Source organism: Mycobacterium barrassiae, assembly GCF_025822765.1.
GTDB classification, from domain to species: Bacteria; Actinomycetota; Actinomycetes; order Mycobacteriales; family Mycobacteriaceae; genus Mycobacterium; species Mycobacterium barrassiae.
In genome coordinates this window covers 252152-267187 of record NZ_JACKUK010000016.1, presented here as the reverse complement: position 1 = coordinate 267187, position 15036 = coordinate 252152, and the positions used below count along the sequence as shown (strand labels likewise).

12 protein-coding genes and 1 tRNA gene are annotated in these 15036 nt (G+C 65.1%); 4 read left to right on the top strand and 9 right to left on the bottom strand.

Going from position 1 to position 15036, the window contains the following annotated elements; genetic code table 11:
• Positions 1-23 precede the first annotated feature (23 nt).
• The 4 genes from H7J93_RS07155 to H7J93_RS07140 all read right to left on the bottom strand — a co-directional run bounded on the left by H7J93_RS07155 (position 24) and on the right by H7J93_RS07140 (position 6082).
• Complete coding sequence (locus H7J93_RS07155) at positions 24-2369, bottom strand: glycerol-3-phosphate 1-O-acyltransferase (RefSeq protein WP_267305586.1); 2346 nt, start codon at positions 2367-2369, stop codon at positions 24-26.
• On the bottom strand, positions 2366-4084 hold the full coding sequence (locus H7J93_RS07150) for an HAD-IB family hydrolase/lysophospholipid acyltransferase family protein (protein ID WP_267305585.1): 1719 nt from the start codon (positions 4082-4084) through the stop codon (positions 2366-2368). The genes H7J93_RS07155 and H7J93_RS07150 overlap by 4 nt, the downstream gene beginning before the upstream one ends.
• On the bottom strand, positions 4081-5565 hold the full coding sequence (locus tag H7J93_RS07145; protein ID WP_267305584.1) for a wax ester/triacylglycerol synthase family O-acyltransferase: 1485 nt from the start codon (positions 5563-5565) through the stop codon (positions 4081-4083). The genes H7J93_RS07150 and H7J93_RS07145 overlap by 4 nt, the downstream gene beginning before the upstream one ends.
• Positions 5566-5644: 79 nt before the next feature.
• Positions 5645-6082, bottom strand: a complete 438-nt coding sequence (locus H7J93_RS07140) for a group I intron-associated PD-(D/E)XK endonuclease (protein ID WP_267305583.1) — start codon at positions 6080-6082, stop codon at positions 5645-5647.
• 84 nt (positions 6083-6166) lie between these two features.
• On the opposite strand from H7J93_RS07140, the gene H7J93_RS07135 reads away from it, so the two are divergent.
• The 4 genes from H7J93_RS07135 (at position 6167) to H7J93_RS07120 (ending at position 10058) form a co-directional block, all read left to right on the top strand.
• Positions 6167-6239 (top strand) — tRNA-Arg (locus tag H7J93_RS07135).
• 903 nt (positions 6240-7142) lie between these two features.
• A complete protein-coding gene (locus H7J93_RS07130; protein ID WP_267305582.1) occupies positions 7143-8843 on the top strand; it encodes an alpha/beta hydrolase family protein in 1701 nt (566 codons plus the stop codon).
• 59 nt (positions 8844-8902) lie between these two features.
• Positions 8903-9271, top strand: coding sequence for a hypothetical protein (locus tag H7J93_RS07125; protein WP_267305581.1), 369 nt, complete (start codon positions 8903-8905; stop codon positions 9269-9271).
• A 34-nt stretch (positions 9272-9305) separates the two neighbouring features.
• Positions 9306-10058 (top strand): enoyl-CoA hydratase, encoded by a 753-nt coding sequence (locus tag H7J93_RS07120; RefSeq protein ID WP_267305580.1) that lies wholly within the window; start codon positions 9306-9308, stop codon positions 10056-10058.
• Position 10059: 1 nt separating this feature from the next.
• Here H7J93_RS07120 and H7J93_RS07115 read toward each other — a convergent pair whose 3' ends face one another.
• The 5 genes from H7J93_RS07115 to H7J93_RS07090 all read right to left on the bottom strand — a co-directional run bounded on the left by H7J93_RS07115 (position 10060) and on the right by H7J93_RS07090 (position 15026).
• The gene (locus H7J93_RS07115) at positions 10060-11244 is read right to left on the bottom strand and encodes a dihydrolipoamide acetyltransferase family protein (protein ID WP_267305579.1); all 1185 of its coding nucleotides are present in this window, start codon (positions 11242-11244) and stop codon (positions 10060-10062) included.
• Positions 11241-12323 (bottom strand): alpha-ketoacid dehydrogenase subunit beta, encoded by a 1083-nt coding sequence (locus tag H7J93_RS07110; protein WP_372507804.1) that lies wholly within the window; start codon positions 12321-12323, stop codon positions 11241-11243. Before H7J93_RS07110 ends, H7J93_RS07115 begins: the two co-directional genes overlap by 4 nt.
• A 2-nt stretch (positions 12324-12325) precedes the next feature.
• The gene (gene pdhA, locus H7J93_RS07105) at positions 12326-13435 is read right to left on the bottom strand and encodes a pyruvate dehydrogenase (acetyl-transferring) E1 component subunit alpha (RefSeq protein WP_267305578.1); all 1110 of its coding nucleotides are present in this window, start codon (positions 13433-13435) and stop codon (positions 12326-12328) included.
• 282 nt (positions 13436-13717) lie between these two features.
• Positions 13718-14536, bottom strand: coding sequence for an HpcH/HpaI aldolase/citrate lyase family protein (locus H7J93_RS07095; protein ID WP_267305577.1), 819 nt, complete (start codon positions 14534-14536; stop codon positions 13718-13720).
• A gap of 1 nt (position 14537) precedes the next feature.
• Entirely contained in the window at positions 14538-15026 is a 489-nt protein-coding gene (locus H7J93_RS07090; RefSeq protein WP_267305576.1) for a MaoC family dehydratase, read from the bottom strand.
• Between the last annotated feature and the right edge of the window lie 10 nt (positions 15027-15036).

Below are 15036 nucleotides of genomic sequence, written 5' to 3'. Positions count from 1 at the left end.
GCCCGAAATCGGTGTGGTCGAGGCTAGGCCGATTCCCTGCGGGCTTTTCGGCGCAGCGCTTCGCGCTGGAAGAACTGGTCGCGGGAGATCTGATCGACCTTGTCCATATCGAGCAGGATGCCGCGTAGTTCGTCGCGGAACGCAGTGCGCCGTTCGGTCAGATCGGCCGCGGGCGTGAGCAGGTTCTGGTCGGCGACGACCTGACGGGCCGTCGCGAACAGCAACGCGGACACCGACTCGTTGTTGCGGACGCGGCCCTGCGCGACGTACTGGTTGCCGAGACCCAACGCCCGTTTGGTCAGGTCCTTCTCATCGATCTCGGCTGGTGCATCGCGCAGCACATCCGCCACGATCTCGTAGGCCTCGAAGAACGGGCGCAGCAACGCGCCCGCAATCATCGGCCGCTTCGCGCGGAGCAGTTGGTCGATCGTCGCGCTGCCTGCAGCGACGGCACCCTCCCAGTCGTCGAACCACGACAACTCCTCCATGAGGTGTTCGCGGAAGGCGGCGGAGTCGGCGAAGTAGAAGTCGAACTTGAGCAGATCGCGCAGCCGCAGCGCCTGATTCCAGAACGCCTCCAAGCGATCTCCTTCCGATCGCGCGGCGTACACGAGGGCCAGTTCCACGATCGAGGTTTCCAGAAACGCGTCGATGAGGGTGTTGCGGTAGAACGCCGCTTCGTGCTCGTCGCTCGGCTTGATCCGCCACACGGGTTCCCGGCCACTGTCGACGCATGTGACCGGATGGCCGTTGGACAACGCATCGAGCGCGGCGCGCACGCCGTCGGTCGTGCGCAGTCGCAGCGCGCTGTTGGTCATCGGAGTCTGCTTGCGCTCCAGGTAATCCAGTGAATCCTGCAGCGTGTGGTGCAGCTGATCGACCGTGAGTGCGACGCCGCGCGCGGTCAGCAAGAGCGCAGACACCAGCGCGGTCGCGTTGACCGGGGTCGCGCGCAGGATCCGCCACGACACCTCGAACGCCATCTTCTGCATCGCGAGCCGCTTGGCGGCCTCGTCCTCGACCATCGGGCCGTGGGGTTCGCCGAGGTACTCACGCATCGACACGGCCTCGGGGAACCGGACGTAGATCTTGCCGTAGTTGCGCTCCCCTTGCGCCCGAATGTAATTGACGAGCCACGACAGACCCTCGGGCGTCTTCTCACCACCCTGGGCATAGGCGGCGTACTCGGCGGTCTCGTGTAGCTGGTCAAAGCTGATCGATACCGGCTGCAACAGGATGTCGTCGCTGCGGCCGTCGAGATACGCATCGGCGACGTAGGCGAGTAGACCCAGCTTGGGTGGCAACATCTTGCCGGTTCGCGACCGCGTGCCTTCGATCGACCAGCTGAGGTTGAACCGCTTCTCGACGATGTAACCGACGAACTGCCGTAAGACATACTTATACAACGGGTCGTCGAGTTTGCGGCGCAGGAAGATGACGCCCGAATGGCGCATCAACGGACCCATGAACCCGAAGGACAGATTGATGCCCGCGAACGTATGAACCGGGGGTAACCGGTTCTCCTGCATCGCCACCGGCACGATCACACCGTCGAGATATGACCTGTGCGAGAACAGCAGCACCGCCGGATGGTTCTCCAGGTTGCGGCGCATCGCCTCGACCTCGTCACGGTCATAGTCGATGTTCGGATCGAACCCGCGACTGAATATGGCGCGGCCCAGGGACGGGATGAGATCTACCGAGAACCGACTCCATCCGGTGGAGAGTTCATCGAGCATCTCCCCCGCTTTGGCGACGGTTGCATCCGGAATCTGTTCCAGGCCTTCACGAAACCGCGACGATGCCAGTATCTCGGGCTTGATCAGTCGCGGAGATTTGTATTCCGGTCCGAGCAACCGGAGCTCGACCCGTTCGATCGCGAGGACGGCGCGGCGGATGACGAATCGCGCGAACTCGCGCGAGTTCTCGGCCACCGTCGTGTCGGCCCACTGCTGGCGAAGCTCTGACACCTTCGCGGGCTCACCGGCGACCACCCTTGCGCGGGCCGGGTCCCGGCGAAGAATCCGTCGCTGAATGATCTCCGGCGGCCGGTAGGTGTCGCGACCCGACAGCAGCGCAACGACTTTCGAGCGTGTCGGGAGGCCGCCCGGCACCCAGAACACCCGCACCGGTACGACCGACCGGTCCTCGTCGGCCTCCAGTTCCGCCACAAGCTGGGCCAGGACCGCGGGCGGAGGATCGTCGTGTGGCAGTCGCAGAACGTCGACCTTGGAGTCCGGATGCTCTCGGCGCTGCTGCTCCAACCAGTCGTTGAGCAGTTCCTCTTCGGCGGGCGACGACACCGACGCCAGCACGAGCGCGTCGTCAGTCGCGGTGAACGGCGCGTAGTAATCCGTGGAGATTTTCACGGCCGACCCTTCTGCACAGCCTTTTTCGCGGCTGCCTTCTCGGCAGGGGCCTTCGTCGCCGCCGCTTTCTTGGTCGTTGATTTGTTGGTGGACGCCTTGCTGGCGGTCGCCTTCTTTGACGTCTTCTTCGCTGCGGTGTTCTTCGCTGCCGCCTTCTTCTGTGACGCCTTCTTCTGTGACGCCTTCTTGGCCGCCTTCTTGGGGGCGTTGCGCTTGTACAGGTCCGGTGTCGGCAACTCGTCCTGCGGCCAGTCCTTCAACGTGTCGAGGTAGAGCTGGCGCACCTCGGCAATGCGTTCGGGCAGGTTCTCGTGCGTCCAGTCATCCACCGGGATCGGCGGATAGACCACCACGTCGACGATTCCCGGATTGAAGGTGCTCGAGTCGCGGGCAGCGATGACCTCGGCATTGCGAATCACGATGGGAACGATGGGAATTCCCACCGACATCGCGATCCGGAACGGGCCTTTCTTGAACGGGCCGACCTCGGTGGTATCCAGCCGGGTGCCCTCGGGCGCGATGAGGATCGACAAACCCTTGCGTGCCAGTTCCTCGACCTTCTTGAGGCCCTCGACGGCCTTCTCCGAATCGTCGCGGTCGATGAACGCGGCATCCAGGATCCTGCCCATGGTGCCGACGATCGGGTCCTTCTCCAATTCCTTCTTACCGACCGACGTGAAATTGGTTTCCACCAATCGGCCCGCGATGAGCGGGTCCGCTTGGTTTCGGTGATTGAAGATGAACACCGCAGGCCGCTGGGCGGTCAAGTTCTCCTTGCCGAGCACATTGAGCTCGACGCCGATGGCCCCGAGAAGCGTGCGGCCGAACGTCGACGTGAAGAAGTTGACACCGGTGCGCTTGCTGCGGGTCAGCAGCCCGATGCCGATCGCGCCGGCGGCGACCGGCATCATCGTCGCGATGCCCGCCGCGGTGCGCAGCTGGGACACCGGGCTGCTGCCGCTGCGGCTGCTGAATCGCAATATCGGCCAACCACGCTTGGCGGCGACGGCCGCGAGCTTGCCCGCCGGGTTGGTGGGCCGCGGATTTCCGACCAGATACATCAGGGCGACGTCCTCGTCGCCGTCGGCATAGAAGTAGCTCTTCGACAGGTCGACGCCGTTCTTGGCGGCGAACTCCTGCACCGCTCTGGCCTTTCCGGGGCCCCAGATGATCGGAGTGAGCACCTCGCCGGTGAGCAGGCCGTTCTCATCGGTCTCGAACTTGTTGCTCAGCACGTTCTCGATGCCGAGGAACCGCGCGACGGGTTCGACCTGCACCGTCAACGCCGACGAACTGAGCACCACGGTGTGGCCGCGCGCCATGTGGGCCCGGACGAGTTCACGCATCTCGGGGTAGATGCGCGAGACGATCTTCTGCACGAACAGTCGCTCGGCCAATTCGTCGATGTCCGCCAGGGAGTTTCCGCGCAGCATGCGGGCACCTTTGCCGATGAGATCCTCGAACTCGGAACGGCCGAGTTGATGGTTCAGGCCGGCCTGCACCATCCCGATGAACTCGCCCACCGACATCTGGCGCCGACGCAGTCGGTCCTGCGTCATGATCACACCGGTGAAGCCGGCGACCAGGGTGCCGTCGAGATCGAAGAACGCGCCGACCTCGGGCCCGGGCGGGCTCGCCTGGATCTCGGCGACCGAGCCCGGCAGCCGCATGGTCCTGCGGATGGCTTGCGAAGCCTGACCGTTTCCCGAAGTCATTGCAGCGCACTTCCGTTCGGTGATATGTGGACGGGTTCGGACGTCTCTACCGAGAACGACGCCGGTTCAGCGCGCCCGTCGCCGCCCAGAGCCAACACTTCGTTGAAACCCGCTAGCAGGCAGCGCGCCCATAGGTCTGGGTCATCGATGGCGGCGCGATCGTAGCGAGTGGTGATGGTGCAGTACCCGGACCGCGAGATCAGCACCACCATCATCGCAACTCCCGGCAGCGGACCAATTCCATACTGCCGCAGGATCTTAGCGCCGGCGATGAATGTGTCGCCGGCGTAGACGGGCACGTTACTGGCCTGCACATCCGAGTTGACGATCGATGCTGCCATCGACTCGAGCACCGAATCGGGCAGCAGGCTGACGACGGGGGCGATGGCGCCGACCATGTCGATCGCGCGTTCTTCACGCTTGCTCGTCATCTGCGATCGGATGTCTTTGATCCGCACCTCGGGATCCGCCAGCCCGATCGGCGCGGCGAGATTGACGCCGGCGAACCGGTTTCCACCGGCGGGATCCGCTTCCGACCGCAGGTTGACCGGAACCGCCATCGGCAACGCGTCGATGGGAACGCCCTTGGCGTCGTGGTAGAGACGCAGCGCGCCGCACAGGCCGGCCAGGTACGCGTCGTTGATGGAGCCGCCGGCGGCCTTCGCCGCGCGATGCAGGTGTCCGAACTCGATGTCGATGGCCTCGCTGCGCGAAGACAGGCTGCGTCGACGCAGCACGGGTGACGGCTCAGCGACCGGTCCCATCACCCGAGCCCCCGACATTGCATAGTCGATGATGCTGCCCATGCGCGAGATCGGGTCGCGGATCGCCTCCCCCACCACGTGTGCGGCGCCGGACACGACACCGCGCACCCGGCCGGCGATCGTGCCGGGCAGGCGGCTGATCCCTTGGCGCATCAGGTCATTGGGCGACAGATCCTGCGGGATCGGCAGCGGCGGAATGGGCTGCGGCGGAGGATCGCGTTCCAGGTCGTAGATGTTGGCGAACATCTCGACAGCTCCGACACCGTCGGTGACGGCGTGGCTGAGGTGCATCATGATCGCTGCGCGCCCGCCCTCCAGTCCTTCGATGAGCGTCGCGGTCCACAGCGGACGGGATATGTCGAGCGGGGATTGCGCCAAAACGTCCGCGAGATCCAATACCTGGCGCAGAGTTCCCGGTTCGGAGATCCGGATACGGCGGACGTGGAAGTCCAGGTTGAAATCGGGATCGATCACCCACCGGGGCGCGACGGTCGGCAGCGTCGGCGTGACGACCTTCTGCCGCAGCCGGAGCACCTTGCGCGAGGCGTAGTCGAACCGACGCCTGAACTTCTCCCAGTCCGGGTTGGTGTCGAGGACCTCCAGGGTCATGATCCCCGAGCGGGTGCGCGGGTTGGCCTCACCGCGATGCAGGATCTGATCGAATGCGCTGAGTTCCTCCGGGAGCCCGTCCGCATCGAGGTCCGGCACATCGCTCATAGGTCGTCGCTCTCCTTCCGGTCCCGCCACCTTCGTGCCCTCACCACGCTAGTCCGCTGCGCGGTGGTGCGAAGTGCCTTTAGTGGCTGTCGCGGACACCTGGTTTTGGCAGTTCGCGGAACGCTGTCGCATGCAGAACTCCTGCTTGCTGACCATTTCTGCTCGGCGAAATCCGAAGCGCGACCGACGCGCCATGTGCGTCCGGCCGAACGTAGTAGCACTCGTCGGTCTCGGGGCAGTAGATGCAAACCGTATCGATTGCCCCCTTATCCATCCGCGTCGTATGCGTCCCATTACGATCGGCCCACATAGACCGGAACATAACGCTGACGGCACCCGCGCGTGCGGACCGGTACTTCACCTGAAGGCGGTGGAACTCTCCTGCCGCATATGCAACAAGATCGAACGGCGCATGTTCCGTTGCGGGGAACAAGACCGTGAAACCTTTGCTCACCAAGTCGGCGTGGGCTTTGCCGATGCCTAGATCGCCTTTGTCCTTCGTGTGATGTCTCGCCATCGATCCCAGAATAAAAGCTGACCCATCCATCGGTTTGCGGGAATTTGGCGAGGGTGTAGTTTCTGGGTCGCGTGATGTGATCTTGCCCCCGTGGCGCAACGGATAGCGCAGCGGATTTCTACTCCGTAGGTTGCAGGTTCGAATCCTGTCGGGGGCGCTTTGTGATGTCGCAAGACATCGGAATAACCGTGGACCTACTTTAGGTCTGCGGTTTTTTCCGTTTGGGCCTTTGGTGCGCCGGTGGGTTGGTAGTCCCTTGTGGGGTCGAGGGTGGAGTGTCGCGAGCCTTCTCCTGGCGTCGTTGATGACGGAGATGTGGTCGTCTGAGACAAAGCCAACCTCGGCAACATGAATCGACACCCACTCCAAGTCGCGCCTCAAGCCGCGCACGCTCGTACATCGAGCACGGCAACCTGGTGCGTCGGCGCAAGGCGATGGAAAATTGCCGAAGCGAAACCAGAAGCAGGAAGCGTGGATTTGTCTGTTAAGTCGTAGGCGTTAAATGGGTATAACAGTGATCTTGGTGAGCGCGGTCCCGCCGGTGTAGAGCAGCACATGGGTGCCGTCGGGACTGAACATCGGAGCGCCCAGCGAACGCGCCCCGACATCGACGGTACTTCCGAGCTGGACGTCTTTCCCTTTTTTGATATTGACGCCTCCGACAGATCCGTACTACTCCGCGAGGGGTGGGGGAATCCGTTATTCGCAATGTTGGTCAGCCAAACGGCTTGCCAGACTGATCTACCGCCCCACCCGTCACACCAGGCACAGGACGCTCCCGTTGCGGTATGCCGAATGCCCGAGTGTTATTGGAAAGCAAGCGAGGAACGTTCAGCCGACCATGCTTTGCCGACTTCGACTCCTGCTAATGGCTCAGACACACGTTCTGATCCACGACTGCCGAAGCACGCTCACGATCGACCCGATTGGGCAAAGCTTTGCGCAACACGGCGGCCGCAGGGTTCGAGTTGGTCCGGGGCGCTTACGTCACCCTGCCATCTCGCGTAGCATGCCCGTCAAAGTTAGGGTTTGCTGGAAATCCTTTCGCGAGAGGCAAAGCATGGCCGGGCCACAGAGAAAGCCCGCGGTCAAGGTCGCGTTTGGGGCCGCCGCTATCGGGATGGCCACCAGCGTCGCATGCGTTGCGGCCACGCAGCCCGCCTCCATCTCCGCATCCCTCGTCGATCTGACCGCCCTCATCGTCGTGGGCAGTTCAACGCACCCGAGCGGAGCGGGTGTCGAGGACTTCTACGGACGAAAGTTCCGCGATGACCCGACCTACACCGGGCCCGATCTCGACGACATCGTCCACGTCAACTTCTGGGACGGCCCGACCGGCATCCAGGCGGCCCTCGACGCCAACGCCGGTGAGGACAACGCCGTCATCGCGTCGGGCTGGGGCGCCGCGAACACGAGTTTGCTGCTGCTGAGGAACGACACTGATCTGAGCAGGACCGTGTTCATCCTCGACAACGACGTCGCCCGGCCAGACGGCGGTTTCGGCACCCGTTATCCGTTGTTCGCCCTCATCGGGGTGAACCCGTACCCCACGCCGAGTCAGACGGGCGCATTGCGAGTCGTCAACACCGGCTACGAGTACGACTACAACTCGAACGCGCCCGGCTACGTGCTCAACCCGTTCTCCGCTCTCAACTCGCTGGCCTCATGGTTCACGACGCGCCTGAGCCAGGACGATGTCGATCTGCCCGTGAACGCAGATGGCACCCCGAATGTCACATGCTCTGCGAACACCTGCGCGCTCACCGACAACGGCGCCGTGCTCGCGTGTCCCGACGCCAGGTGCATTTCGCCGGTCGGCGACCGGATCAGCGCGTACGTCACGACGCGGGGTAACACGACGTATGTCACCTACACGGCCAGGGAGCTGCCGCTGACCACGCTGATCCGCGGCATCTTCGGTGACTACATCGCGAACATCACTGCGCCGCTGTTGAAATGGGCGGTCGACGCCGGCTACTACGGCGGCAATCCGATTCCCTCGGACCCGAGCGCGTACCGCCCCGGCCGGTTCATTCCGTCGATCGGCGACATGCTGACGGCGTTGGTCAAACTTCCCGGCGCGATCCTGGAAACCATCGCGGCGATCTTCTCGCCGTTCCTTCCGAAGGCGGCACAACCCGTTTCGGTGGCCAGACAGTCCGCGCCGCCCGACGAGATCGTCGGCACGACGACCGACTCGAATCTGGACGGCCTCAACGCGCGGCAGATGTCGATCACGGGTGACGGCCTTGACACGGTGCCCGACGGCGATGGTGGCGATGACGGCACTGGAGACGACGGCACCGTCGGCACCACCGACTCAGGACCGGAACCGCAGGGCGACGGTCAAGGCAGCGGCCAACAGACGGACCTTTCGCAGAACCAGCTGACGGGCGCGGGAACCCGCACCGAGACGGGCCCGACGAACAGCACTACGAACACCGACACCGACAACCCCAAGAACACCGACACCGACACAGACACCGACGTCGACACGAATACGAACGTCGACGCCGAGTCAGGCACGGGCACAGGAACCCGCACAGGCACCGGCACGGGGACCGACACCGATACCAAGACCGGGACGACGACCAGCACCAGCACGGGCACCACCACCGGGACGACGACCAGCACCGGCACGGGAAGCAGTACCGGAACGAACGCCGGGCCCAACGACAAAGACAAGAACGACGCCGATAAGAACGACAACAACAACAACAACAACAACAACAACGACAACAGCGGCGCTGCGGCGGCATAGCGGGTGCTCGCCTTCGCGATCCGCTTCCGGAGCGCGCGCTGCTCGATAGACTCCACGTCGTGAAAACGAAGGTCGCGGCGACAGCGGCCGCCGCATTAGTGGCGGTTACGCTTGCCGCCCCGGCGTACGCGAGCCCGCCGAGCTACGGCAGTAATGGCGTCTTCAACGTGGCCACCAACCCTCGAGACGGGTGGGCGACGGCATTCATCCAGCCCGGTCGCTATCGCGTGGATCAGGCGCCGAGCATGTTCCCGTATCAAAGTGCGCCCGGCTTCTGGTATCGGTGCAACAACTTCCCGTGCAGCCCCAGCTTTCCGGCCAACGTCATCGCATCCGGACCCGCCGTGCGCGACGCTCCCACCTTCGTCGACATCCTGCCCACCGATGTCGCGGTGTCGCTGAACAACGTCACCTTGACCATCGCCTGACCCCCGTCCGAGGGCGGTCACTAGGCTGAGCCGCGTGTCTGAACTCGTGTTGGTCCACGTCGACCACAACGTCGCCGTCATCACCATCAACGACCCCGACCGCCGGAACGCGGTCACCGCCGAGATTTCGGCGGCGTTGCGCGCCGCGGTCGACGCCGCCGAGGCCAACACCGACGTGCACGCGCTGATCGTCACCGGCGCGGGCAAGGCGTTCTGCGCCGGGGCGAACCTGACAGCGCTGGGCGAGGCGACCGAGGACGGCCTACGCGTGATCTACGACGGCTTCCTGGCCGTCGCCAACTGCGCGCTGCCGACGATCGCGGCCGTCAACGGCCCTGCGGTCGGCGCGGGACTGAACCTCGCGCTCGCCGCGGATGTGCGCATCGCCGGCCCGAAGGCGCTCTTCGATCCGCGCTTTCAGAAGCTCGGCATCCACCCCGGCGGCGGCGCCACGTGGATGCTGCAGCGCGCGGTCGGCCCCCAGCTCGCGCGTGCGTCGTTGCTGTTCGGCATGAGCTTCGACGCCGATGAGGCGGTACGGCACGGACTGGCGCTCAAGGTCGCCGAGGATCCGGTCGCCGCCGCTCGCGAGTTGGCCGCTGGTCCGGCCGGCGCGCCACGCGAGGTGGTCATCGCGACGAAGGCCTCGATGCGGGCGACCGCCAACCCCGGGTTCGTCGACAGCGACCAGCACCGCATCGCGGTCGACACCGAACTCGGTCCGCAGGCCAGGTCGATCGAATCGCCGGAATTCGCGCGTCGGCTCGAGGCCGCCAAGCGCAGGTGATCTAGAGGTCGAGGAGCGCCAGTTCCGGCGCCTCGACGAGGTCACGGAGTTCGGTCAAGAATTCCGCGGCCTGCGCACCGTCAACGATGCGATGGTCGAACGCACACGTGAGTGTCATCGTCGGCCGCGCGACAACCTCTCCGTCCACCACAACGGGTCGCGGTTTGAGTGCACCCATGCCCAGGATCGCCGCCTCGGGATAGTTGATGACGGGGACGCCCTCGTCGAGCCCCAGCGCGCCGAAGTTGGACACCGTGAACGTGGAGCCTTGCAGTTCGGTCGGTTTCAGCGTGCCGGCGCGGGCATCGCGGATCAGCCGGGCGACCACGTCGGCGAGCTCGCGGGTGGTTTTGTCCTGCGCATCCTTGACGACGGGCACCAGCAGGCCGCGCGGTGCGGCCACACCGAATCCCAGATGCACCGCCGAATGGAGATGTATCTGCGGGCCCGCGGTGGTGTCGACCCACGTCGCATTGAGTTTCTGATGGCGTGTCAGCGCAATCGTCAACAGCCGCAACGTGAGAACGAAGGGCGTGATTGTCGCGTCATCGCCGGCCTGGGCGCGGATTCGGTCACGCAGCCTCAAGAGACTCGTTGCATCGACCTGCACACTTGCATGGGCGTCCGGTATCTCCCTGCGCGACAATGACATTCGATGTGCCATCTCCGCCTGCACACCGCGCACCGCCACCATGTCCGGGCTGGGAGCTGACCGGCCCGCCGACGACAGGACGTCCTCACGGGTGATCACACCGTCGGGGCCGGAGCCCGCCAGCTCGTTGAGATCGACGTTCAGCTCTGCCGCCAGCTTTCGCACCGGCGGCTTCGCCCGCGGTCGGGTCGACGCGGGCCGAGCGGTCCGCCTGCTGTCGTCCATCTCGTCGTCGGTGCCGTACCCGACGAGCACCGGCTTGCGCTTCGTGGGCGCCGACTCGGAGGCGTCCGTCGCGATACGGACCAGCACCGCACCGACGTTCAGCGTCTCCCCTTCGGCACCGCCGAGCTCTGTGATGCGTCCGGCGTACGGGCTGGGGATCTCGACTTCGGCCTTGTTGGTCTCGACGGTGCACAGGGTCTGGTTCAGTTCGACGGTGTCGCCCACCGCGACGTTCCAGCTGGTGATCATCGCGTCCTCGAGCCCCTCACCGAGATCGGGCACCAAGAAGTCCCGCACTTGTTCACTCATGGCTGCTCCAGCGTCCGTTCCACACAGTCCAGCAGCCGGTCGACTCCGGGTAGCCACAGCTTCTCGAGTCGCGCCGGCGGGAACGGTGTGTCGAATCCGGTGGCGCGCAGGACTGGTGCCTCGAGGTCGTAGAACAGTTCCTCCTGGATACGCGCGGCGAGCTCCGCGCCGAAGCCCAATGTTTTTGGACCTTCGTGCATGACCACCACACGGCCGGTCCTGCAGACGGATTCGGCGACGGTGTCGAAGTCGAGCGGGTTCAGCGACCGCAGATCGATGACCTCGATGCTCCACCCGTACTGCTCGGCGGCCAGTTCTGCCGCGCTGATCGCCGTCGCGACCAGCGGGCCGTACGTCACCACCGTGACGTCATCGCCGCTACGGCGAATCGCCGCTCGCCCGATCGGCAGACCCGGCGTGACCGTGTCGACGGGTTCGCGGGTCCAGTACCGTCGCTTGGGCTCCAGGTAGATGATCGGGTCGCGGCAGGTGATCGACTGTCGCAGCAGCCAATACGCGTCTGAGGGAGTCGACGGCGACACCACCTTCAGCCCCGCGGTGTGCAGCCAGTAGCTCTCCGTCGACTCGGAGTGATGCTCGACCGCGCCGATACCGCCGAACGACGGAATCCGCACCGTCACCGGCATCTCGACATCACCGCGGGTCCGCATCCGGTACTTCGCCAGATGACTGACGATCTGGTCGAACGCCGGCGCGGCGAAGCCGTCGAACTGGATCTCCGGAACGGGCACGAGCCCCCGGATCGCCATGCCGATCGCAATGCCGATGATCGCTGACTCTGCCAGCGGTGTGTCGAAACACCTTTGCTCGCCGAATCTTTCGGTCAGCCCCTCGGTCACCCGGAAGACACCGCCGAGTGTGGCGACGTCCTCGCCGAAGACGAGCACACGTTCGTCGGCCGCCATCGCGTCGTGCAGCGCCCTGTTGATCGCCTGCGCCATGGTCAGCGTCGGTGCCTGCACAGCAGGCGGTGGGCTCGGCGGGATGGGGGTCAGCAGTGGGCCGCGCGGCGGTTCGTCGTCGTCGTGGAGTGTCGGCCGCTCGATGATCTGCGTCATGCTCAGGCCTCCTTCGCGATTTCTGCCAGCACCTGGTCGCGCTGCGCCAACAGATCTGGGGTGATGTCGTGGTAGACGGTGTCGAACACATCCGTGACGGCGAAGTCGTCGGCGCCGACGACCGACTCCCTCAGCTCGGTGCGTAATCGCTTCGCCCTGGCGGCGACACGTTCCTCGAGCCGCTCGCTCCATACGCCCACCGTCTGCAGGTAGGTGCGGTAGCGCTGAATGGGATCGCGTGCCGCCCAGAACTCGAGTTCGTCGTCGGAGCGGTACCGGGTGGGGTCGTCGGAGGTGGTGTGTGGTCCCATCCGGTAGGTGATGGCCTCGATCAGCGTCGGGCCGCCGCCCTCCCTGGCGCGCTTGGCGGCCTCGGCCGTCACCGCGTAGCAGGCCAGCACGTCGTTGCCGTCCACCCGGATGCCGGGCATGCCGTATCCGATGGCGCGGTGCGCGATGGACGGCGCGGCCAGCTGCTTGCTGACCGGAACCGAGATCGCCCAGTGGTTGTTCTGTACGACGAACACGCACGGCGCCCCGAACACCGCCGCGAAGTTCAGCGCCTCGTGCGCATCGCCTTCGCTGGTCGCGCCGTCGCCCATGAACGTCAGAGTCACCGAGTCCTCGCCAAGGCGTTGCGCCGCCATCGCTGCGCCGACCGCGTGGAGGCCCTGGGTGCCGATCGGGATCGAGATGGGTGCGACACGCTTTTCGGTATAACCCAGGCCGCCGTGCCATTTGCCCCGCCACACGGCGCCGATCTGCGCCGGAGTGAGTCCGCGCAGCAGAAACGCACCGATCTCGCGGTACTGCGGGAACAACCAGTCGGTTTTGGGTAGGCACGCCGCCGGGCCGATCTGCGCGGCTTCCTGACCTCGGCACGATGCGAACAGCGCCAGTTCACCCTGCCGTTGCAGGTTGACGAACTCGGTGTCGAGTTCGCGGGTGACGACCATCGACTCGTAGAGCCAGGCCAGCGTCTCGGGAGGGAGGTCTCTTCGGTACCGGGTTTCGGCGGTGGCCGTCCCATCCGGGGCCACCAGCTGTATCGGATCCAGCTCGACGCCAGATTGTGACTCTGACGTGCGCGGGGTCGCTTCGATCCCTGCCATACCGCCTCCTAGGGTCACTGGCGGCGGATCACGCCGTCAGGCGACTGAGGTGCTCAGCACGAAGGCGATCAGAGCAAGACCCCTGGTGGGAGGCTCGTTCGCTAGCGGCCGGGGTGTGGCGCTAACGCGACGATGCGCTCTGCTCGCCCCAGCACTGGGGCAACCACCATTATGCCTTCGGATTGGAGGACACCGGGCTGACTGCGAGCCGTGTCGAGACCCTTGCGATTTGTGTGCGATGTGTCGCGGTGAGCGCTCCTAAACGCACACAAGTCGCCCGAGTTAGGCGGGATTGTGCGGTGCGAGGGCCATGATGCGTTCGGCCCGCCGCAGCACCGGCATGTCGACCATCTGCCCCTCGAACTGGAACACGCCGCGCTGCGACCCCGCGGTTTCGAGCACCCGGCGCGCCCAGTCGACCTCTTTATCGGTCGGTGCGTATGCCGACCGGATCACCGCGACCTGCGTCGGATGGATGGCGACCTTGGCGTCGAACCCGACGGCGACGGCATCGTCGCTCTCGGCCCGCAACCCGTCGAGTTCCTTGATGTCGATATACACAGAATCGAGCGCCAACTTGCCGAACGCCTTCGCAGCCAGCAGGCTCTGCGACCGCACGTGCTTGGCCACATCGCGGTAGCTGCCGTCTGGCCAGCGGTTGGCGGTGCCGCCGGTGGCGGCGAAGAGATCCTCGGCCCCCCACATCACCGCGAACGCATTCTCCATCCGCGCCAACTCGTTGACTTCGATCGCGCCCAGCGGAGTCTCGATCAGGACGACCACTTCGCGCGGCGCGAGGTCGCGCACCTGCCTTGGCGATTCGGTCTTCGCCAGCATCACCACGCTGTAGTCAGTGCGAGACAGCGCGTCAAGATCGAGCTGATGGTCGGGCGTCGCGCTCGGGTTTATCCGTACCACGGTGCGGGCAGGGTCCAGCGACGTGTCGATCAGTGCCTGGCGCGCGGCGGGCCTGTCCTTGGCGGCAACCCCGTCCTCGAGGTCGAGAATGACGACATCGGCTGCGGCGGCAGCCTTTTCGAATCGCTCCGGCCGGTCCGCCGGGCAGAACAGCCAGGCCGGACCGTTGTTCCCCAACGACATGTCAGGCCGTCCCCTCAGGCCGCTTGCGCACCATGGTCTTGCGGGACGCCGTCGCGACGATGTCGCCGTGCTGGTTGCGGCCGATGTGCGAGAAGGTGACGATGCCCTCCCCCGGCCTGCTCTTCGATTCCCGCTTGTCGGTGACCTCCGTCTCGGCGTAGAGCGTGTCGCCGTGGAAAAGCGGCTTCGGGAAAGCGACTTCACCGAATCCGAGATTCCCGACGATCGTGCCCTGCGTCAGCTGCGCGACCGACAGACCCACCAGAGTCGACAACGTGAACATCGAATTCACCAGCCGCTGGTTGAACGGAGGTAGAGCATCGGAGAACGCCGCATCGAGGTGCAGCGCCTGGGTGTTCATGGTCAGGGTGGTGAACAGGACGTTGTCCGCCTCGGTGATGGTGCGGCCCGGACGGTGCTGGTACAGCACTCCGGTCTCGAACTCCTCGAACCAGAGGCCCCGCTGGACGACGACGCGTTTGTCGCTCACCGAAGCTGAA